At 63.3% G+C, this 20390-nt stretch carries 18 protein-coding genes; 8 read left to right on the forward strand and 10 right to left on the reverse strand.

Annotation, left to right across the window (positions count from 1 at the left end):
- Positions 1 to 21 precede the first annotated feature (21 nt).
- The 10 genes from CP958_RS18570 to CP958_RS18615 all read right to left on the reverse strand — a co-directional run bounded on the left by CP958_RS18570 (position 22) and on the right by CP958_RS18615 (position 13345).
- A complete protein-coding gene (locus CP958_RS18570; RefSeq protein ID WP_096703702.1) occupies positions 22 to 393 on the reverse strand; it encodes a response regulator in 372 nt (123 codons plus the stop codon).
- A gap of 280 nt (positions 394 to 673) precedes the next feature.
- Positions 674 to 2452, reverse strand: coding sequence for an acyl-CoA dehydrogenase (locus CP958_RS18575; protein ID WP_096703703.1), 1779 nt, complete (start codon positions 2450 to 2452; stop codon positions 674 to 676).
- A gap of 3 nt (positions 2453 to 2455) precedes the next feature.
- Complete coding sequence (locus CP958_RS18580) at positions 2456 to 3391, reverse strand: FAD-binding protein (protein ID WP_096703704.1); 936 nt, start codon at positions 3389 to 3391, stop codon at positions 2456 to 2458.
- A gap of 129 nt (positions 3392 to 3520) precedes the next feature.
- Positions 3521 to 4270: an electron transfer flavoprotein subunit beta/FixA family protein gene (locus CP958_RS18585; RefSeq protein ID WP_096703705.1), complete on the reverse strand. Its 750-nt coding sequence runs from the start codon at positions 4268 to 4270 to the stop codon at positions 3521 to 3523.
- A gap of 44 nt (positions 4271 to 4314) precedes the next feature.
- Positions 4315 to 5802, reverse strand: a complete 1488-nt coding sequence (locus CP958_RS18590; RefSeq protein ID WP_197706425.1) for an aldehyde dehydrogenase family protein — start codon at positions 5800 to 5802, stop codon at positions 4315 to 4317.
- A gap of 31 nt (positions 5803 to 5833) precedes the next feature.
- Positions 5834 to 7471: a GMC family oxidoreductase N-terminal domain-containing protein gene (locus CP958_RS18595; protein ID WP_170959029.1), complete on the reverse strand. Its 1638-nt coding sequence runs from the start codon at positions 7469 to 7471 to the stop codon at positions 5834 to 5836.
- Between the two features lie 66 nt (positions 7472 to 7537).
- Positions 7538 to 8989 carry an MFS transporter gene (locus CP958_RS18600; RefSeq protein WP_096703708.1) on the reverse strand — a complete coding sequence of 484 codons (1452 nt, stop codon included), beginning with the start codon at positions 8987 to 8989 and terminating at the stop codon, positions 7538 to 7540.
- A 220-nt stretch (positions 8990 to 9209) separates the two neighbouring features.
- Positions 9210 to 10613 (reverse strand): DcaP family trimeric outer membrane transporter, encoded by a 1404-nt coding sequence (locus tag CP958_RS18605; protein ID WP_141400569.1) that lies wholly within the window; start codon positions 10611 to 10613, stop codon positions 9210 to 9212.
- Positions 10614 to 10710: 97 nt separating this feature from the next.
- Complete coding sequence (locus CP958_RS18610; protein ID WP_197706426.1) at positions 10711 to 12138, reverse strand: aldehyde dehydrogenase family protein; 1428 nt, start codon at positions 12136 to 12138, stop codon at positions 10711 to 10713.
- Positions 12139 to 12196: 58 nt separating this feature from the next.
- Entirely contained in the window at positions 12197 to 13345 is a 1149-nt protein-coding gene (locus CP958_RS18615; RefSeq protein WP_096703711.1) for an acyl-CoA dehydrogenase family protein, read from the reverse strand.
- Between the two features lie 300 nt (positions 13346 to 13645).
- Between CP958_RS18615 and CP958_RS18620 the strand changes: the two genes are divergently transcribed.
- The 8 genes from CP958_RS18620 to CP958_RS18655 all read left to right on the forward strand — a co-directional run bounded on the left by CP958_RS18620 (position 13646) and on the right by CP958_RS18655 (position 20336).
- Positions 13646 to 14311 (forward strand): TetR/AcrR family transcriptional regulator, encoded by a 666-nt coding sequence (locus tag CP958_RS18620; RefSeq protein WP_141400570.1) that lies wholly within the window; start codon positions 13646 to 13648, stop codon positions 14309 to 14311.
- A gap of 146 nt (positions 14312 to 14457) precedes the next feature.
- Positions 14458 to 15339, forward strand: coding sequence for an alpha/beta hydrolase (locus tag CP958_RS18625; RefSeq protein WP_141400571.1), 882 nt, complete (start codon positions 14458 to 14460; stop codon positions 15337 to 15339).
- Between the two features lie 213 nt (positions 15340 to 15552).
- Complete coding sequence (locus tag CP958_RS18630; protein ID WP_096703714.1) at positions 15553 to 16440, forward strand: fumarylacetoacetate hydrolase family protein; 888 nt, start codon at positions 15553 to 15555, stop codon at positions 16438 to 16440.
- Positions 16441 to 16454: 14 nt separating this feature from the next.
- The gene (locus CP958_RS18635) at positions 16455 to 17441 is read left to right on the forward strand and encodes a cupin domain-containing protein (protein ID WP_096703715.1); all 987 of its coding nucleotides are present in this window, start codon (positions 16455 to 16457) and stop codon (positions 17439 to 17441) included.
- Between the two features lie 43 nt (positions 17442 to 17484).
- Positions 17485 to 18681 carry an FAD-dependent monooxygenase gene (locus CP958_RS18640; protein ID WP_096703716.1) on the forward strand — a complete coding sequence of 399 codons (1197 nt, stop codon included), beginning with the start codon at positions 17485 to 17487 and terminating at the stop codon, positions 18679 to 18681.
- A 188-nt stretch (positions 18682 to 18869) separates the two neighbouring features.
- Positions 18870 to 19478 carry a UbiX family flavin prenyltransferase gene (locus tag CP958_RS18645; RefSeq protein WP_096703717.1) on the forward strand — a complete coding sequence of 203 codons (609 nt, stop codon included), beginning with the start codon at positions 18870 to 18872 and terminating at the stop codon, positions 19476 to 19478.
- A gap of 34 nt (positions 19479 to 19512) precedes the next feature.
- Positions 19513 to 19863 (forward strand): hypothetical protein, encoded by a 351-nt coding sequence (locus CP958_RS26015; protein ID WP_141400572.1) that lies wholly within the window; start codon positions 19513 to 19515, stop codon positions 19861 to 19863.
- Entirely contained in the window at positions 19860 to 20336 is a 477-nt protein-coding gene (locus CP958_RS18655; protein WP_170959030.1) for a pyridoxamine 5'-phosphate oxidase family protein, read from the forward strand. The genes CP958_RS26015 and CP958_RS18655 overlap by 4 nt, the downstream gene beginning before the upstream one ends.
- The last annotated feature ends 54 nt before the right edge of the window (positions 20337 to 20390 follow it).

Below are 20390 nucleotides of genomic sequence, written 5' to 3' on the forward strand. Positions count from 1 at the left end.
GACCTTCTCGCCTTCGCTCCGTCAGCCGGAGCGTTCCATCACCTTGGCGATCATATCGGAGAGTTTCTCGATGCGCACTGGCTTTAGCACATAGCCCTTGGCGCCGGCGTCCAGGGAATCGATCACCATCCGCTCCTGACCGTGGGAGGTGACCATCATGATGCGGGCCTGGGGGAATTCGGCGACGATGTGGGTGGTGGCTTCCATGCCGTCCATGTCGGGCATGGAAATATCCATGGTCATCAGATCGGGGCGGTGCTGGCGATAAGCCTCGATGGCGCCGCGACCGGTCGACGCGGTGGCGACCACCTGATGGCCCAGCCCCTCCATCAGGACAAGCAGCTTCTTCACCGTAATGATCGAATCGTCAGCAATAATAACTTTTAGTGGCATGGTATGCAAATCTGTAAGCTATTTGTAATTATAGGCGACATTCTGTCGATAATAGAAGTATTGCGGAAAGTGGTGGTCGGTCGCAATTGGATTTTCTCAATGATTTATATGCGTATACTTTCAATTGAGATGCACCATTGCCGCTGATGCCGGGGGTTGGCAAAAAGAGAGGCCGGACGTTGCCGTCCGGCCTTGAAGTCTGGCTCGTGAAGGGAGACACAGCGATTCCGGCAGAGGACTCGAACCCGCGGAACCGAGAGCCGTCGAGAGCCGCCGACGGCTAAAGGATGGCTTCGTCCACCGCCATGACGGTGGATGAGCCGTTGATCACCGTGCGCTCCAGGGCAACGGCCTGGGGCAGGACATGCTCGGCATAGAAGTGGGCGGTGGCCAGCTTGGCGGCATAGAAACCGTCATGGTCGCGGCCTTCATCCATGGCCGCCTTGGCGACCTTGGCGGCCAGGGCCATCTGCTGCCCACCGACCACGATGCCCATCAGGTCCAGGGTGGGAACGGCCGCCGCGGCGGCCAGACGCGGGTCCTCGGCGGCCGAGCCGACCAGCCAGTCGACCACCCGGGCGGCGGCGGCGGTCCCTTCCGACAGCCTGCCGCCGACGGCCTTCAGAGAGGCGAGCCCGCTGGCCGACAGCTCGGCGGCCAGGCCGGCGATCTCGGCCAGCATGGTGTGGGCGAAGGCTCCCTTGTCGCGCAGGATCTTGCGGCCGATCAGGTCGTTGGCCTGGATGGCGGTAGTGCCTTCGTAGATGGTGGTGATGCGGGCGTCGCGCAGATGCTGGGCGGCGCCGGTTTCCTCGATATAGCCCATGCCGCCATGGACCTGGACGCCCAGCGAGGCGATGTGCTGGCCCAGTTCGGTGCACCAGCCCTTGGCGATGGGGGTCAGGAACTCGAGCCGCTGGCTGGCCTCGTAGCGGCTATTGGGCTCGGGATGGTGGTGGGCGATGTCGGAGAGGGCGGCGGCGGTGTAGTGGATGCCGCGCATGGCCTCGACGCCGCTTTTCATGGTCATCAGCAGGCGGCGGACGTCCGGGTGATGGACGATGCCGGCCGCACCCGAACCGGTCCAGCCCGCCGGCTTGCCCTGCACGCGGTCACGGGCGTAGGAGCGGGCCTGCTGGTAGGCGCGCTCGGCGATGGCCAGACCCTGCAGGCCGACGGCCAGACGGGCGTGGTTCATCATCACGAACATATATTCCAGGCCGCGATGGGGCTGGCCCACCAACTCGCCCAGGGCGCCCTCGTGGTCGCCGAAGCTCATCACCGCCGTGGGGCTGCCGTGGATGCCCAGCTTGTGCTCCAGCGACACGCATTTGACGTCGTTGCGGCTGCCGTCGGGCAGGATCTTGGGCACCACGAACAGCGAGATGCCCTTGACCCCGGCGGGCGCATCGGGCAGGCGGGCCAGGACCAGATGGACGATGTTGCCGGTCAGGTCGTGGTCGCCATAGGTGATGAAGATCTTCTGGCCCGAAAGGCGGAATTTGTCGCCATCGGGAACGGCCCTGGTGCGGATGGCGGCCAGATCCGAGCCGGCCTGGGGCTCGGTCAGGTTCATGGTGCCGGTCCACTCGCCGGCGACCATCTTGGGCAGATAATAAGCCTTCTGCTCATCCGAGCCGTACAGCGACAGGGCATTGACGGCGCCCTGGGTCAGCATGGGGTTGAGGGTGAAGGCCATGTTGGCGGCCTGCCACATCTCGTGGACGGCGTGGTTGAACAGGTTGGGTAGGCCCATGCCGCCGAAATCGGGCGAGAAGGGCAGGCCGTTCCAGCCGCCGTCGACGATGGTGGCCCAGGCTTCCTTCCAGCCCGGCGCGGTGCGCACCACGCCGTTCTCCTGAACGGCGCCTTCCTGGTCGCCGACCCGGTTCAAGGGCGACAGCACGCCCTCGGCGATATGGCCGGCCTCGGTCAGGATGGAATCGGCGGTATCCGAGGTGGCATCCTCGAAGCCGGGCAGGGCGGTGACGGCATCAAGGCCCACCACCTCTTCCATGGTGAAACGGATGTCTCTGAGCGGCGGAATGTAGGTGGACATGGATCAGCCTCCCAGAGCGGCGGAAAGTTCAGGCAACACCTTGAAGAGGTCTGCGACCAGGCCGTAATCGGCGACCTGGAAGATGGGGGCCTCTTCGTCCTTGTTGATGGCGACGATGACCTTGGAATCCTTCATGCCGGCCAGGTGCTGGATGGCGCCCGAGATGCCGACGGCGATGTAGAGGTCGGGGGCGACGATCTTGCCGGTCTGGCCCACCTGGAAGTCGTTGGGCACGAAGCCGGCGTCGACGGCGGCGCGCGAAGCCCCCACTGCGGCGCCCAGCTTGTCGGCCACCGCTTCGAGCAGCGGGAAGTTGTCGCCCGACTGCATGCCGCGCCCGCCCGAGATGATGATGCGGGCGCTGGTCAGCTCGGGACGCTCGGACTTGCTGAGCTGGCTGCCCACATAGGACGACAGGGCCGGGTCGGCGGCGGCGGCCACACTCTCGACGGCGGCGGAACCACCCTCGGCCTTGGCCGCCTCGAAGCCGGTGCCGCGCACGGTGATCACCTTGACCGCGTCCTTGGACTGCACGGTGGCGAGCGCGTTGCCGGCATAGATCGGGCGGATGAAGGTGTCGGGGGACACCACGCCGGTGATCTCCGACACCTGGGCCACGTCGAGCAGCGCCGCGACGCGGGGCGCCACGTTCTTGCCCCCCGTGGTGGCGGGCGCCAGGATGTGGCTGTAGCCGCTGGCCAGGCTCACCACCAGGGCGGCCAGGGGCTCGGCCAGATGGTTGGCGTAAAGGGCGGCGTCGGCCGACAGCACCTTGGCCACACCCGCCACCTTGGCGGCGGCCTCGGCCACGGCGGCGATGCCGCTTCCGGCGACCAGGACGTGCACATCGCCGCCGATCCTGGCGGCGGCGGTGACGGTGTTCAGCGTGGCGGCCTTGAGAGCGCCGCCCTCGTGCTCGGCTAGAACCAGAATGGTCATTCGTTCGTCCCTTTCCCGTCGTCATGCCCGGACTTGGTCCGGGTATCCACGGCCGTGCCGCGCCTCGATCCTGGGTGCTGCGGCACCGTCGTGGATGGCCGGGTCGAGCCCGGCCATGACGATGAAGTGTTAAATGACTTTGGCTTCGTTCTTCAGCTTGTCGACCAGGGCGGCCACGTCGGGCACCTTGATGCCGGCCTTGCGCCTGGGCGGCTCCTCGACCTTCAGCGTCACCAGACGCGGCGCCACGTCGACGCCCAGATCGGCCGGCGAGACCGTGTCGATGGGCTTCTTCTTGGCCTTCATGATGTTGGGCAGGGACGCGTAGCGCGGCTCGTTGAGGCGCAGATCGGTGGTCACCACCGCCGGCAGCCTGAGGCTCACCGTCTCCAGGCCGCCGTCCACCTCGCGGGTCACCGTGATGGCGTCGCCGACAATTTCCACCTTGGAGGCGAAGGTGCCCTGGGGGCGGCCCAGCAGCGCCGCCAGCATCTGGCCGGTCTGGTTGCTGTCGTCGTCAATGGCCTGCTTGCCCAGGATGATCAGGCCAGGGGCCTCCTTGTCCACCAGGGCCTTCAGGACCTTGGCGACGGCCAGCGGCTGGACCTCGTCGTCACAAGACACCAGGATGCCGCGGTCGGCGCCCATGGCCAGAGCGGTGCGCAGCGTCTCCGATGCCGCCGCCGGACCCACCGACACCACCACCACCTCGGCGGCCTTGCCGGCTTCCTTGAGGCGAACCGCCTCCTCCACCGCGATCTCGTCGAACGGGTTCATGGAGAACTTGACGTTCTGCGTCTCGACGCCCGAACCGTCCGACTTCACCCGAATCTTCACGTTGTAGTCGATCACCCGCTTGATCGCGACCAGGACTTTCATTTGCGACATTTCCACTCACTCATTGGTCCACCCCTCCAGGCCGGTCACAGACAGACGGCGACCGACTTCAGCTCGGTATATTCCTCGACCCCTTCACGGCCATTCTCGCGCCCCCATCCCGACTGCTTCTGGCCGCCGAAAGGCAGGCCGAAATCCAGAGCGGCGGAAGCATTCACCTTGACACTGCCGGCCTTGATCCGCCGGGCCAGCCGATGGGCAAGCCCGATATCACGGGTCCAGATGGAAGCCGAAAGGCCGAAAACACTGTCATTGGCCAGCCGGGCAATGGCGTCGGGATCACAGTCATCGAAGGGCATGACGCAGGCCACCGGCCCGAAAATCTCTTCGCGCACCACCGCCATGTCGGGACGGGTCCCGGCCAGAACCGCCGGCTCGATAAAGTAGCCGGGACGGTCGGGACGTCGCCCGCCGCACACCAGTTCCGCGCCGTCCCGACGGGCTCCATCGATATAGCCCAGGACCCGCTGGACCTGGGCCGAAGAAATCACCGGGCCGATATCGCATTCGGGATCGAGTCCGGGCCGGACCTTGAGCATGCCGGCCCGCCGGGCGATCCCCTCCACCACGCGGTCATAGATGCTGCCGTGGACCAACAGCCGCGACCCGGCGGCGCATACCTGGCCGGAATTGCCGAAGACCCCCATGGTGGCCGCGTCCATCGCCCGCTCGATATCGGCATCGGGAAGAATGACAACCGGTGATTTACCGCCCAGTTCCAGGGTCACGCGCTTCAGATTGCCGCCCGCCGCCGCCAGGACGGCCTTGCCCACCGCGGTGGAACCGGTGAACGAAACCTTATCCACGTCGGGATGCTCGACCAGGGCGACCCCGGTCTCCTTTCCTCGTCCGAAGACGATGTTGATCACGCCGGGTGGGAAACCCACCATCTCGGCCAGTTGCCCCAATCGAATGGCGGTCAGCGGCGTCTGCTCGGCAGGCTTCAGGACCACCGTGCATCCGGCGGCAAGGGCGGCCGACATCTTGTTGGCGGCCATGGTCAGGGGAACGTTGAAGGTCACGATCTGGCCCGCCACCCCGACGGGCTCGCGCACCGTGAAGGCGTGCCATTCACCGGCCTGCGACATGGGATGGGTGACGCCACCCAGCTTCGTCGCCCAACCGGAATTATAGCGGATACTCTCCACCGCCAGATGGACGTCGAATGCCCGGGCCACCCGCAGCGGCTTGCCGGTATTCAACGTCTCGATCAACGCCAGATGGTCGCCATCCCGCTCGACGGCATCGGCCAGCTTCCACAGCAGCCTGGCCCGCTCGGATGGCGGCATGGATCGCCACGGCCCGTTCTCGAAGGCGGCTCGGGCCGCCTGGACGGCCAGGTCGATATCGGCCGCCCCGCCGTCGGCGACCGTGGCGAAAGGCTCGCCGGAGGATGGGTCGACGATATCGAAGCGGGCACCGGAACAAGACGGTACCCAGCGGCCGCCGATATGGAGGTCGAGCGGCTTGCCGAGAAATTCTCTCCTGAGATCGGCGACGGATTGAATGCTCATCTTCATCTCCAGAACCTGGGAAAAAGCCCGATCACGGGTATTCCGGCGGCAGCAGCAAGCCGAGGATCAAGTCGGCCGCCTTCTCGCCGACCATCACGGTGGCGGCGTTGGTATTGGCGCCGGGAATGGTCGGCATGATCGAGGCGTCGGCCACCCGCAGCCCCTCGATACCGTGGACACGCAGCCGCGAATCCACCACGGCGTCGGCATCGCTTCCCATGCGACAGGTCCCCACGGGATGGTGAGTGATCCCGAGCAGATCGCGCATGGCGAGGTCGATATCCTGGTCGGAGGCGATATGAGCGCCCGGAATGGTCTCGGCGCCGGTGATGGCGGCCTGGGGTTCGGTCCGGTATATGGAGCGCGCCGCCTTGAGGCCTTCCCGCAGGGCGACGGCATCTTCGGGCGCCGACAGCAGATTAAGGAATATGCGTGGGGAATGGGCCGGATTGGACGAACGCAGCGTCACGTGGCCACGGCTCTTCTGATGGACCAGGCAGACGGTAATATAAAAGGAATGCTCCCGCGGCCGGATCAGGCCGGGGACCCAGAGTCTGGCGTCGAAGCCCACCGGATTGCACAGCAATTGGATATCGGGCCGATCCAGTGACGGATCGGTTCGAAGCAGCACGGTCCCGCTGCATATCTGGGTCGCGAACGGTCCCTTGCCGAACAAGGCCCAATTGAAGAAAGACATGATGGCCCGGTCGAGGCGCAATTCGTTGGTGAACGTCACCGGAGCCGAGGCGGTAAAGCGCAGCGGCAGCCGGGGATGCTCGATCAGATTCCGGCCGACCCCCGGAAGGTCCAGGATCGGCTTGACGCCCACCCGGCGCAGGTCGTTGGCGGGTCCGATCCCGGAGAGCATCAGAAGCTGGGGGGAGTTGTAGGCTCCACCCGACAAGATGATCTCGCCTTCCACCTTGATACGATGAAGCTCGCCCCCGCGAACGCACTCGAGCCCAACCGCCCGATTGTTCTCGATCAGGATGCGGTGGGTCAGGGCCCCGGTCCATACCGTCAGATTGGAAGGCTTGCCGCCCTTTCGCAAATACGCCTCGGCGGAACTGGCGCGGCGCCCCCGCCGATTGATGGCGACCTCGCCCTTGGCGAAGCCTTCCTGGACGGCGCCGTCATAATCCTCGGAAAAAAGATATCCCGCATTGACCGCCGCCTGCTTCAACGGCTCGTGCAGCAGCTTGGCGGTATCGATGGCCTTGACCGACAGTGGCCCCTCGCCGCCGTGATAGGGACCATCCCCCCTCCAACTGCTCTCCGAGCGCTTGAAATAGGGCAAGACATCGGCATAGCCCCAACCTTCGTTGCCGAGTTCACGCCACTCGTCGAAATCCCGGGCATGACCTCGAATATGGAACAGCCCGTTGATGGACGACGACCCGCCCAGCACTTTTCCCCGGGGAATGGGAATTTCCCGCCCCCCCAGATTAGGTTCGGGTTCGCTGGTATATCCCCAGCTCAACGAGGGATTCTGGAGAGTCTTCAGAAATCCCACCGGCATATGGATAAAAGGGTTGCGGTCGGCGCCGCCGGCCTCGAGCAGCAGGACCGAATGCCCGCCCGCTTCCGCCAGACGGCGCGCCACGACACAGCCTGCCGTCCCCGCGCCGATCACGACGTAGTCGACGACCTGGGAATAGGAACCTTTCACTGACACGCCTCCATGAACAACAGGCGGCGGGCATGTCACCATGCCCCCCTTATTTGATTTTCCGGATCAGCTCTCGGTCTCGGCGACGGCGACGGCCAGAGAGGGATGCTCGTGACCGGCCGGAACTTGCTTCAGGTCGGAACGCAGCGACACACTCGCCCAGACATAATGAAGCCCCGCCCATCCAATCAGCGGAACGAACGACAGCATGCCGAAGCGAATTCCCTCCGCCGACGCCTTGGCGCACGCCGCAGCCAGTTCCGACCCCGGCTGAAGCGACGCCATTCCGGCCACGCAGGCGGCGTGATAGACACCGGCGCCGGTGAACGCCCGCGTCGCGAACCAGTCGCTGGCAAAGCCGATCACCGCCGGCCCCATTCCATGTCCGATCACGCTGATGACCAGCAGAACCAGGGCGGTGGACGATGCCCGCATGCGGGGATGAACCGAGGCATGGACGACGCTGAATGTCGGGCCATTCCAGACCATGACGAGAACGATGTAGCCGAAGATGGCGACTGTCGCTTCGGTCACGTTGTTGCTCAGAAAGCCATAGGCCGCGATCGGAACCGCGCCGAGGGTCGCCAAGCCCGGCACCCACCCGTACCAGCGCTTGTCCCACACCGCCAGACGATCGGACAGATATCCCCCGAGCGCGATTCCGATCAGCCCACCGATACCGACGATGATCCCGAAGGTAAAACCCGCCTTGGCCAGGCCCATGTCGAAGACACGGCCGAGATAGATGGGAATGAACTGGTTGATCCCCTGAAGGGCGAAGGCGCCCACCGTCGTGCCGATGATCATGTGCCGCGCCCCGTGCATGGACCACACGCGCTTAAGCACGGCCGTCATTGGGGGGACGGCATCGGAACTTGCCGCGGAATTGGCTCCGTCCGACAATCCTCGACGCGGCTCGTGCAGGGTGAAATAGGTGAGCATGCCGATGGCCATTCCCGGCAAGCCCAAGACCACGAAGGTGTAACGCCAGCCGAACATCTGAGCCAGCCAACCGCCGGCGAACGAGGCGATCAGAATGCCGACGGGAACGCCCAGGGCATAGATGGACAAGGCGGTGGCCCGCCGTTCCGGGGGGAAATGGTCGGCGATCAGCGAATGGGCCGCCGGTGTTCCACCGGCTTCACCGATGCCGACGCCAGCCCGGAACAGCACCATCTGCCAGAAATTCTGGGCCAGACCGCAGAGCGCCGCGAAGCCCGACCAGGCAACAATGCTGGCGGAAATGACGTTGATCCGACGTTTTTTCTCCGCCATGCGCCCCATGGGAATACCGGCGACGGCATATAACAGGGCGAAGGCGAGGCCCCCGAGAAGTCCAAGCTGGAAGTCACTCAGGGACAGATCGGCTTTGATCGGCCTCGCTAAGATCGCAATAATGATTCGGTCAAGAAAACTACACGCATATACGAGCACGAGAAGAAACAGGAGCCATGCTCGGTATTTTGCCGAGTATGTCATCGGCGGGACAACATTTTGTATCTTGGCCGGCTCACTCATGACGCCCTCCTCCGATCAGGCTTATCGATGCCCGATCATTATTTATGTTGTTTGTATGCCGCGACGCGGCCGCGTTCAAAGCCGCCGATGGTCAACCCACCTGACATTCCGTGACACACCACCCCATCGCCGCTCTTTCGGACAAGACGGCGGCACGGGCGCCCAAGCCATCATATGCCACGGCCATATGGGAGGGGGGGGACGCCCCCTCCCGCCGATGTCAGAAACTGAGCTTCGTGAAGGTGACCCACCGGCTGGAATGGCCGTCCGACCGGTCCTGGACCTGGCGATACTGCCATTCCCATTCCAAACCGAACTTCCACTTTGGCGTCATCTGATAGACGGTGTTCACGCCGAACAGATCCAGCTTGGTGTTCCAGGCGGCGGCAGCCGCGTTGCTGAGGAAATTCGACTTGTCCGACAGGCTTTCACTGTAGCGGACACTACTGCGCCAGTTCGGGTCCCAAACCTGGGTATAGCCGCCATACCACCCCAAGGCCTTGACCGAGTGGAGGTTCCCGCGCGGGTCCATGACGGCCCCCTGGTAACCCAGGTCGGTGATGTAGTTGGCGATACCGTCGCCATAATTGAGGCCGTAGTTGAAGCGCGAGGTGCCCCCGGTTATGTCGGTGGCGCCCAGCGGAACATTGAAATGGCCGGTAAGGCCGACGCCCCACCCGAAGACCGATGTGTCCTTGATGGAATCGTCCGAACGGATCTGACGTGCCATACCGTGCCCCATGACGTGGCCCCAGGTATCTTCATAGGTCGCCGCCACGTTGAGATCCGGATAGGTGGAAATGGCCCTGGCGCCCTGGGTGCCGCTGTCGTATTCCGATTCCTGGACATTGTTCCAGGTGGTGTAGGACGACGCGGGGCCGACCAGCGAGGCCGCCAGCTTGGTGTTCTTGTCGTAAGGATAGGTATAGGTGATCTGCGGCATGCGGTTGAGATTCATGCCGGAATGGTGGAGGCCGGCATCCAGCGGCTCGGTGATCGAAGCCGGGTCGGCGAAGATCGGCGCGGTCTGCCCCACCAGCCAGTTCCCGTAGGTCAGATAGGCTTCGCGCAAACGCGGGACGTAGGCGTTGGTCGAACTTTGCACCACGGGGTTCGCAGTGGTGGTTCCGGCGAAGTCCATGGCGGCGAAGGCGCGAAGTGTCTCGCCATCCTGCAGCTTGGTACGGCTCTCGAATTCCAGTTGGGTATACTTGGCGCTGAACCGGGTATACCCTTTCCGGTAGGGATTGTTCGAGGCGTTGTTCGGGCTGTTGACGGCGACGCCGGCGGCGATGGTCCCCTCCGGCCCCTTCTGCCCGACGTCGAACATGCCCTCGAGCATGATGGCACCGCCCAGACGGACAGAGGTTTGGGTTCCGGGAACGCCGATGAATCCCGGGGGCACGCTGTCCGGAAGCGGAGCCCCAGCGGCAGAGGCCGCGACCGTGGACTTGCTCACCTCTCCCTGCTTGGCCTGCAGGTCCCTGACGCTTTCCTGCAGAGACTTGATCTGCTGGTTGAGCTTTTCAAGTTGATCCTCGGCCGCCCCCGCATGGGCCGCCCCTGCTCCTCCACATAACGCCAACCCGATGATGGCGGAAATAGGTGTTCTATTACCTTTCATTGGACCCCTCCTGTTCGTTTCCCACCCTTCCGACGGAACGATGGCGCCTTCCTGTTTTGGTGTTTTGTTATATTTTTATTTGCTGTTTGTAGATTTATTAGAATGGATACTCACGCACACCTTGTTGAATGGTGATCCATTTGGTCTCGGTCATTTCTTCCATTGACCACTGCCCCCCCTCCCGCCCCATGCCCGAATCCTTGACACCGCCGAAAGGAGCGTGCGGGTTGTCTTCGATGGTGGAGCTGTTGATATGGACGATGCCGCTCTCCAGCTCTTGCGCGAACCTCATGGCAAGCTGGAGATCATTGGTGAGGACGGCCGAGGACAGGCCGTAGCAACTGTCGTTGGCCAGTTCCAGGGCATGCTCGGCATCGCGCGCCTTGATCACGCTGGCCACCGGCCCGAACAATTCCTCACGGAAGACCGCCATGGCCGGAACCACGTCGGCGATCACGGTAGGCTCGAAGAAATTGCCGGTGGAGTGACCGCCACAGAGCACGCGGGCACCCGCCTTGACGGCCCCGGCGATGCGCTCGGCCACGAAGGCGCATTGGGACCGCCGGATCAGCGGCCCGATAACCGTATCGGGCTGACGAGGATCGCCCATCTTCAGCGTCTTAACCTTGGCGACGAAGCGATCGAGGAAGGCGTCGTAAATCCCCGCCTCGACGATGATGCGCGAGCCGGCCATGCAGATTTGGCCCTGATGGCTGAAAATCCCGAACGCAGCGGTCTTGACCGCATAGTCGACATCGGCGTCGCCAAGCACCACCAGCGGGCTCTTGCCGCCCATCTCCAGGGTGATCTTCTTTCCTTGCCCGGCACATTGGGTGGCAAGCAGGCGGCCGACCCGCGTCGATCCGGTAAAGGAAATCAGCCGGACGCGCGGGTCCTCCACCAGCACCTTGCCCAAGGTCGCGCCGTCGCCGGGGACCACGTTGAGCACGCCGGCCGGCAACCCGGCCGCCTGGAAAATCTCGGCCGACTTCAACCCGATCAGGGACGTCTCTTCCGAGGGCTTCAGCACCACGGTATTGCCGGCGGCAAGGGCCATGCAGATCTTCTTGGTGCCCAGCAGGAAGGGATAATTGAACGGGGCGATGGCACCGACCACCCCCAGCGGGCGACGGATGGTCAAGGACAACGTCCCCGGAGCGTCGGACGGGATGACATGGCCGAATATCCGCCGGGCCTCGCCAGCCGCCGACCGCAGCATGGCGGCGGTGAATTCCACCTCGAACATCGCCTTACCGAACGTGGAACCCGCCTCGTCGATCAGGATCGACACCAGTTCGTCCCGCCGCGTCTCGACCATATCGGCCATGCGGATCAGGATCAGTTCCCGCTCCGCCGCCAGGGTATTCCCCCAGGTCTTCCCGGCCGCCGCCGCCGCATCGATCGCCCTGGCCATGACCTTGGCATCGGCCATGCGCACATGGCCGACGGTCTCGCCATTGGCCGGATTGATCACGGCCGAGGGTGAACCGCCGCAATCGATCATTTCACCATTAATGAATGCCACGTCTTCCTCCCATGCTTGAAGCCGGCGCGCTTGAAGGCCGCCGTACCGGCGAGCGGATTTACATCGACCTGGAGATCAGATCCTTGAGGACTTCGTTCGAGCCGCCGTAAATCTTCTGGACGCGCGCGTCGACATAAAGCTGCGCAATGGGATATTCCATCATGTAACCATAGCCGCCAAAGAACTGGAGGCATTGATCGATGATATCGCACTGCTTTTGACTGCTCCACCACTTGGCCATTGCCGTTACGGTTGAGTCCAGTTCCTCCCCATCCAGGAGTCTTAAGATTAAGCTGTCGACGAATACCCTCCCAATACGCGCTTCCGTCAGGCACTCGGCCAGCTTGAATCGCGTATTCTGGAAATCGAACAATGTTTGATTGAACATCTCGCGTTGCTTGGTGTAGTCGATGGTCAATTCGATGGCGCGCTCGGCCGATGCGATGGCCGTCAGCGCGATGGCCAGACGCTCGCGCGTGAATACTCTCATCAGGTTGGAGAAGGCGCCGCCCTCCACCCCGCCGATCAGGTTTTCCGCCGGCACCCGCAGGTCGTCGAGGAACACCTCGCAATTATCGAGGCTGGCCTGCCCGATCTTCTCCAGATTGCGGCCAACCTGGAAGCCGGGGGAATTGCGCGTGTCGACATAGAACAGCGAGAGCCCCTTCGCCCCCGGCCCGCCGGTACGGGCTGCCACCACGGCGCAATCGGCCTGCTTGCCCAGGGTGACGAAGGTCTTGCTGCCGTTGATCACATATTCGTCGCCTTCGCGGCGAGCGGTCGTCCGGATGGTCTTGACGTCACTGCCGGCGCCGGGCTCGGTCGCGCATACGGCGATGACGTGCTCGCCGGTGGCCAGCTTCGGCATCCACTTCAGCGCCTGTTCGTGGGTGGCGCTGTTGAGCAGGAGATGGGGACCACCCACACTGCCGGGAACGAAGCCGAACGCGGTATCCACCACCCGGACCTGCTCTTCCATGATCACCGCCTCATGGGCGAAGGTCCCACCGCCGCCGCCGTATTCCAGCGGCACGCTGGCGCACAGCAGTCCGAGTTCCCCGGCCTTCAGCCAGACGTCGCGATCGATGATCTTGTTCTTGCGCCAGCGCTCCGCATGAGGGGCGACCTCCCGCTCGAAAAACCGGCGGGCGGTTTCCCGAAGCATGTCCAGTTCCTCATTTACCCAAGGAGACTTGTACGTCTGCATTCCCCGAAACCCTTTCACTGAACGCCATCACCCACAGCCTCGGCCGGTGGGCCAGATCAAATACAATCCAACCAGACGGTTGCTTTTGATGACAAGCGCAAGTCAACCATCCGGTTGGTTGATTGTCAATCATCTTTCGAAGCGATCCGTCAGACCCTGGGCGAACGCTCGCGAATCCCCCCTTATCGCGGGCGAACGGCAGGGAACTGATCCGTTTACTGCGACGCAGCATTACGTTAGAGTTCTCTCGAAATTCCAGACCAACCGGTCGGTTTGACCCGCCAGGAGACAAGGCGGATCATGCCGCTTTTTCCACAGACAAAGGCAACCAGAGCAATGGCAGAGCAGGAAAAACCGAGAAAGAGAGCACCAACCAAGAAGTCGTATCGGATAAATAAACTGGATACGATCTTGATAGAGTCGGCAAAGCTCTTTTGTGAGCGTGGATACGATGCAACATCACTTGACGATGTCGCCGATGCCGTAAAAATACATAAAGCTACAGTTTATCATTACATCAAGAGCAAGGAGGAAATACTATACCTGTGTCTTGAGCGCTCGCTTTCGGGCTACGAAGACACATTGATCGAAATGAAGGACACGACGATTCCGCCGGTGACCCGCCTGGTGAAATTCTTCTCGATCATCATTGAAGCCCAGAACAACGATTTCGGCCGGTGCCTTTGCCTCGTCGGGCGGCGCCCGTTGAGCGAGGAAACCGGCGAGCAGATCCGGCAGTTCCAGAGAAAGCTCGACTTCACGACCCGCGGCCTGCTGGAGGAGGGGATCGCCGACGGCTCCATTCGCAATTGCGATGTTCGCCTGGCGACGGCCATGCTGTTCGGGGCCTTCAACTGGATTCCACGCTGGCGCCGCCCCGGACACTCGGTCAGCACCGAGGAGTTGGTTAAGGTCTTCATGGACATCTTCCTGAACGGGATCGCCACCGCCCCCGTCGCCGTCTGATCTGTTCGCGGACACCATTGCCCACGCAAAATCTCGGCCCATCAAATTACCAACCTACTGTTTGGTTGGTTTACTGGACACCCGGTGTGGGCCGCGATATAGTGCTCCCCGAGATTTGCCATTGGGCCCGATTGAAGCGGGAAATCATGGGTAACGACGCCGACGAACCGATTTCCAGAACCTATTCCTCCGGGCGGCTGACGCTTCATTTAGCCGAATGGGGGCAGGAGAATTCGGAAACCGTGGTGCTGGTTCACGGGTACCGCGACCACTGCCGCAGTTGGGACGCCATGGCTCGCGTGCTCCGGAACGGATATCGGGTGATAGCGCCCGACCTGCGAGGCCACGGAAATTCCCAGTGGGTCGTGGGCGGGACGTACGCACTGGACGACTTCGTCTATGACCTTCACAGCCTCCTGCGGGAGCAGGCGGCCAATCCGGTGTCCATCGTCGCCCATTCGATGGGCGCGGCGGTCAGCCTGAATTTTGCCGGCCTGTACCCGGACAGGGTCAAGGCCCTGGTCGCCATCGAGGGAACGTGGCAACTGGAAAGGGCCGAGCCCATATATGGCCCCGATGAAACTCAGAAGCGCCTGACCCATTGGATCGACCAGATCGACAGCCTCACCGTCGGAGGCCACCGGACCTACGCCTCCATCAAGGAGGCCGAGGCCCGTCTGAAGGCCGAACACCCGCGCCTTGATCCCGCATTGATCCGTCATCTGACGGCCCACGGCGTCAGGAGGAGCCAGGACGGCAGCGTCAACTGGAAATATGACCCCCTCCTCAAGGCGCGGGCTCCAAGCCGGTTCGAACGCGCAGCCACCATCGAGCTGTGGTCGCGAATCGCCTGCCCGGTCACGCTGGTTCATGGCTCGGAAAGCAAGATGGGCGATGCCCGCGCCCTGGGGTTGGATCGCCATTTCCGCCAGGCCGATGCCGTCGATATCGCCGATGCCGGCCACTGGGTGCATCACGACAAGCCCGAGGAATTCGCGGCCCTGGTGCTGAAGGCCCTCGGCCGTTAGATCAAACCACGTTTCGATACAGCGCCCAAACCACTGGATGGGGCCTCCACGCGCATGGCTTCCGTCGTACGGGCGGGCCGGCCCCAGGGGGGCAGTTCAGAATCTCTCCAGAACACCTTGACTCCAAACCAACCGGATGGTTGAGTATTTGTGAGACGTCATATCATTTCGACATGATGACGGCTTCTCGGTTTCAAGAAGGCTGGAGACACCATGAAAATCGTTCGCTTTGATGGGGGCCGCATCGGCATCACCGACGGGCGCAAGATCGTCGATATCAGCGCCCTGTGCGGCTCGGGCCCCGCCGAGTGGCCGCCTGTAGGCATCAACCGCCTGATCCGGAACTTTAAATCGCTCCGTCCCGCTCTGGAGCAAATCCTGGCCGAGGATAAGGGGGTGCCGTTCGCAGGCGCCCGCCTGGATACCCCGGTACCGTGGCCCAACAAGCTGATCGCCTATCCGGTCAATTATCACGACCACGCCGCCGAGATGGCCTCCACCGGCCTGGCCAGCATCCAAGGCTTCTTCCTCAAAGCCAATTCCTCGCTGTCCGGCCCCCACGACCCCATCGAGCTTCCCGACCTCGCGGGGCGGCAGATTCATCACGAATGCGAACTGGGCCTGATCATCGGCAAGGAGGGGCGGCAAATTCCGGTGGAATCCGCACTGGACCACGTCTTCGGCTACGCCTGCCTGATCGACGTGACAGTGCGTGGCAAGGAAGAGCGCGTCATGCGCAAATCCTACGACAGCTTCACCCCGGTCGGCCCCTGGATCGTCACCGCCGACGAGATTCCCGATCCCGCCGACATCAACATGCGCCTTTGGGTCAATGACGAACTGCGCCAGCAGGCCAACACCAGGGACCTGATCGTCGATATCCCCAACATGATCGCCGTCGCCTCGTCGGCGGCGACCCTTTATCCCGGCGACGTGTTCGCCACCGGAACTCCCGCCGGGGTGGGGCCGATCAAGGATGGCGATACCGTCACCATCGAAATCGAGAACGTCGGACGCATGAGCGTCCCCGTCATCCAGGGCCGGCGCGGACAAAACGTCGTCTTCGCCAAGCCGTACGACTTCCAGAAAGCAGCAATCTGATCAGGAGAATGCCCATGGACCGCAACGTTATCGCCGACATCCGGGCGACCAGCAATCTCGACGATCTCTACAAGGTCTTCGCCGACAACCACCTGACGGCGGGATGGCACAAGAAGCGCCCGTCGCTGTGGCGCGAACCGCGCACCGGATTCCAGCCGCTGAACTGGCGCTATGCCGACGCCGCCATGGCCCTGGACCGGGCCGGGGAATGGATGAGCACCGAGGATGCCGAGCGGCGTAACCTGCTGATGTTCAATCCGGTCGACGACAATGACTACGACACGGTTCGGACCATCGTTTCCGCCTATCAGATGATCCGCCCCGGCGAATATGCGCGGACCCACCGCCATACCGCCAACGCCATGCGGCTGATCCTGGATGCGGACCCCGGGGTGTTCACGGTGGTGAACGGACTGAAAATCCCCATGCGGGCCGGCGACTTCCTTCTCACCCCCAACTGGTACTGGCACAGCCACTACAACGAGGGTGAGAAGAACGCCTATTGGATCGATTTTCTGGATGTGCCCCTGGTGCACCGGTTGGAGCCCATGTTCGCGGAAGACCTGCCGGCGGTTCATCAGACCGTGACGTCCATCCCCGACCCGGACGCATGTCCCTTCGTCTTCACCCGCAAGCGGGTTCTGGCCGAGATCGGATCGCAGCCCACCCTGCCCGGGGGCGCCCGGCGCCTGGTCCTGCCGACCCAGCAATACATTCCCACGGTCAGCGTGACCTATATCCAGGCCCCCAAGGGAGCGGAGACCGGCGCGGCTCGCACCACCGCCAGCCGCATCTTCGCGGTGACCTCGGGCAACGGCCGGGCACGGGTCGGCAACAAGAGCTTCGAATGGACCGTGGGCGATGTGTTCTGCGTTCCATCCTGGCATGACTTCGAGATCTCGGCCTCCTCCGAGGCGCTGATCCTCGAGGTCTCGGACGAGCCGACACTCCGTCTGCTGGGCTTCTTCCGCGACGAGGCGGCCCCGCCTGCCGCCCCCTGACGACCACCAACGAAACAGCGACAGTAATCAAGGAGTTAGCATAATGGGAAAACCGCATATCCTGATCGCCGGCGGCGGCATCGGCGGCATGGCCGCGGCCCTGGCCCTTTTGAGGAAGGGCTTCGATGTGGATATCTACGAGCAGGCCGAACAATTCCGCGAAGTGGGAGCCGGCATCCAGATCAGCCCCAACGGCAACCGGGCGCTCCACGCCCTGGGGGTGTTCGAAACCCTCCAAGCCCTTTCCACCAAGGCCGAGGGCAAGGAAATCCGCCTGTGGAATACCGGACAGACGTGGAAGCTGTTCGATCTGGGTAAGGAGGCGATCAATCGCTACGGCTTTCCCTATCTGACCGTCTTCCGTCCCGACCTGCTCCAGGTTCTCGCCGACGCAGTCGCCAGACTGAAGCCCGACGCCCTCCATCTCAATACCCGCGTGGTCGGCTGCACCCAGACCGGCGGCAAGGTGACGCTGGCCTTCGATAACGGCGGCACCGCCACCGGCGACGTCCTGATCGGCGCCGACGGCGTGCATTCCAAGATCCGCAACATTCTCCATGGCGAAAGCAAGGCCCGGTTTACCGGCATGATGGCCTGGCGCGGCGTCATCCCCATGGAGACCCTGCCCGAGCACATGACCCGCCGGGTCGCCACCAACTGGGTCGGGCCGGGCGCGCATGTGGTCTGCTATCCTCTGCGCGGCGGCAAGCTGATGAATTTCGTCGCCACCGTCGAACGCACCGGGTGGCAGAGCGATTCCTGGAGCACCCAGGGCTCCGTCGAGGAGTGCATGGGCGACTTCATCGGCTGGCATGCCGACATCCAGACCATGATTGCCAAGGCGCCATCACTGTTCAAGTGGGCCCTGATGGGGTGGCCCCCCATGGAGAGCTGGACCGTCGGCAACACCACCTTGCTGGGGGACGCCTGTCATTCGACCCTGCCGTTCCTGGCCCAGGGGGCGGTGATGGCTCTGGAAGACGCCGTCATCCTTGGCCGCGCCTTCGAGACCCATGGCTCGGATATCGGCGAGACCCTGCGCCGCTACGAGGCGGCCCGTATCGACGTCACCCGCCAGAAGGTACTGGGCGCGACGGCCAATACCGAACGCTTCCACAATCCGCTTCTGGCGACGGTCGCCGGAGCCCAGGCCTATGTGGATCGGGAATGGAGCCGCGAGGCCATCATCCATCGCTACGAGTGGATATTCACCTACGACGTCAACACGGTCACGGTGTGATTCCGGCGATGGCATGAAGCCGCCGGTTTCATGCCATCGTTGCCGCCCGTCCGCAGATGGCCCCGGCTCCGGCGGGACATTCCACGTGGCGGAACGATCGGCAAGCGGCTTTTCCATATCGTCGTATCCCGACACTACCATGGAGAACGTACCGGCGTGGCCGATGCGAACAGCAGGAGGAAGCCACCATGACACTACCCTTGGTTGTCGCCATCACCGGGGCGACCGGCGTGATCTATGGCGTCGAGATGCTGAAGGTCCTGAAGCGGATCGGCCAGCCGACCCACCTGATCCTCAGCGAGTCGGCCGTCCGCAACCTGAAGATCGAGACGGATTGCACCCTCCACGATGTCCAGGCGCTTGCCGATGTCGTCCACAACAACAAGGATATCGGCGCCTCGGTGGCCAGCGGGTCATTCAAGACCAAGGGCGTGGTCGTCGCTCCATGCACCATCAAATCGCTGTCGGCCATCGCCAACTCGTTCACCGCCAATCTGGTGGTCCGCGCCACGGATGTGGCGTTGAAGGAGCGGCGCCGAGTGGTTCTGATGGTCCGCGAGACTCCCCTGCACAAGGGCCACCTGGAACTGATGTCGCGTTGCGCCGATCTGGGCGCCGTCATTCTTCCTCCGATGCCGGCTTTCTATCATGGACCGCAGAGCATCATGGACCTGATCCATCAGAGCATCGGCAAGGCCCTGGATCAGTTCGACATCGAGCATGACCTGTTCCGCCGGTGGACCGGCGAGGCCCATGGCGATGCCTCCGTGTCCCGGGTCAGTGCCGCGGCGGAATGACGTCTCTATGCAGGCCCATGGAAAGCGAGCGCCCTTGAGGCTGGTTGCCAAGGCTCGGTTGCCGCTGGATCAGGTCGAGGACGCGCACATCCTCGCCTTCCGCCCTTCCGGCGGCGGGCAGGAGAGCCTGGCGGTGATCGTCGGCGCTCCGGTCGTCGAAGGGCGCACCCCGGTCATGATCCATCGCCATGACCTTGGCGCCGATCTCGCCGAAAATCTGGGGCCGGGGCCGGGTCCCATAAGGCGGGGGCTTGGGCATCTGGCCACGCTGGGCGGAGGCGTTTTCCTGATCCTGCCGGTGGAAGGAAGTCGAAGCAGTCTCGCCGCCATTGATTCGATCCTTCGCCATCTTGGAATCTCGCGAGCCAGATGGATGCACCCGTGAAAGAGGCGTTCCACTTCCTGTCGGACCACCACGTCCTGTCCCTGGCGGTCTGCAGCGACGGCCAGCCCCATTGCTGTTCGCTGATGTATTCCCATATGGGGTTCACGATCTTCTGGGTTTCGGACCCTGCGGCACGGCATTCCCAGGCGATCGACGCGGCAGCTTCGGTCAGGGTCTCGGCGACCGTCGCGCCCGATTACGGTGATTTTCGCCAGATCAGGGGCTTGCAGATCAGCGGCACGGCCTCCCGGGTCACCGAACTGGCGGATTCCCTGCGGGCACTGGCGCTGCTGGGCCGGCGCTACAGCTTCCTTGCCGGCCTGGCCGACCGGCCGACGGAATTGGCCTCGGCCCTGGCGCGGGCGAAGGTCTACCGCCTTGTCCCCGATACCCTGACCCTGATCGACAACACCAGGGCGTTTGCCGACAAGACCACCTATCACGCCGCGCAACTGGCCGCATTCGTGGCATAAGCGGGACGTGATCCCCGCCGTCGGCCGAGGATCTCTGCCACCCCGGACGATGGC

The organism is Magnetospirillum sp. 15-1, from assembly GCF_900184795.1.
In the GTDB taxonomy this organism is placed as follows: Bacteria; Pseudomonadota; Alphaproteobacteria; order Rhodospirillales; family Magnetospirillaceae; genus Phaeospirillum.

Bases quoted from the DNA above. Each gene is read 5' to 3' on its own strand.
- CP958_RS18640 (WP_096703716.1), top strand. From the start codon at position 17,485: ATGGGAAAACCGCATATCCTGATCGCCGGCGGCGGCATCGGCGGCATG.
- CP958_RS18620 (WP_141400570.1), top strand. From the start codon at position 13,646: ATGCCGCTTTTTCCACAGACAAAGGCAACCAGAGCAATGGCAGAGCAG.
- CP958_RS18575 (WP_096703703.1), bottom strand. From the start codon at position 2,452: ATGTCCACCTACATTCCGCCGCTCAGAGACATCCGTTTCACCATGGAA.
- CP958_RS18580 (WP_096703704.1), bottom strand. From the start codon at position 3,391: ATGACCATTCTGGTTCTAGCCGAGCACGAGGGCGGCGCTCTCAAGGCC.
- CP958_RS18625 (WP_141400571.1), top strand. From the start codon at position 14,458: ATGGGTAACGACGCCGACGAACCGATTTCCAGAACCTATTCCTCCGGG.
- CP958_RS18615 (WP_096703711.1), bottom strand. From the start codon at position 13,345: ATGCAGACGTACAAGTCTCCTTGGGTAAATGAGGAACTGGACATGCTT.
- CP958_RS18630 (WP_096703714.1), top strand. From the start codon at position 15,553: ATGAAAATCGTTCGCTTTGATGGGGGCCGCATCGGCATCACCGACGGG.
- CP958_RS18590 (WP_197706425.1), bottom strand. From the start codon at position 5,802: ATGAGCATTCAATCCGTCGCCGATCTCAGGAGAGAATTTCTCGGCAAG.
- CP958_RS18600 (WP_096703708.1), bottom strand. From the start codon at position 8,989: ATGAGTGAGCCGGCCAAGATACAAAATGTTGTCCCGCCGATGACATAC.
- CP958_RS18635 (WP_096703715.1), top strand. From the start codon at position 16,455: ATGGACCGCAACGTTATCGCCGACATCCGGGCGACCAGCAATCTCGAC.
- CP958_RS18570 (WP_096703702.1), bottom strand. From the start codon at position 393: ATGCCACTAAAAGTTATTATTGCTGACGATTCGATCATTACGGTGAAG.
- CP958_RS18645 (WP_096703717.1), top strand. From the start codon at position 18,870: ATGACACTACCCTTGGTTGTCGCCATCACCGGGGCGACCGGCGTGATC.
- CP958_RS18585 (WP_096703705.1), bottom strand. From the start codon at position 4,270: ATGAAAGTCCTGGTCGCGATCAAGCGGGTGATCGACTACAACGTGAAG.
- CP958_RS18605 (WP_141400569.1), bottom strand. From the start codon at position 10,613: ATGAAAGGTAATAGAACACCTATTTCCGCCATCATCGGGTTGGCGTTA.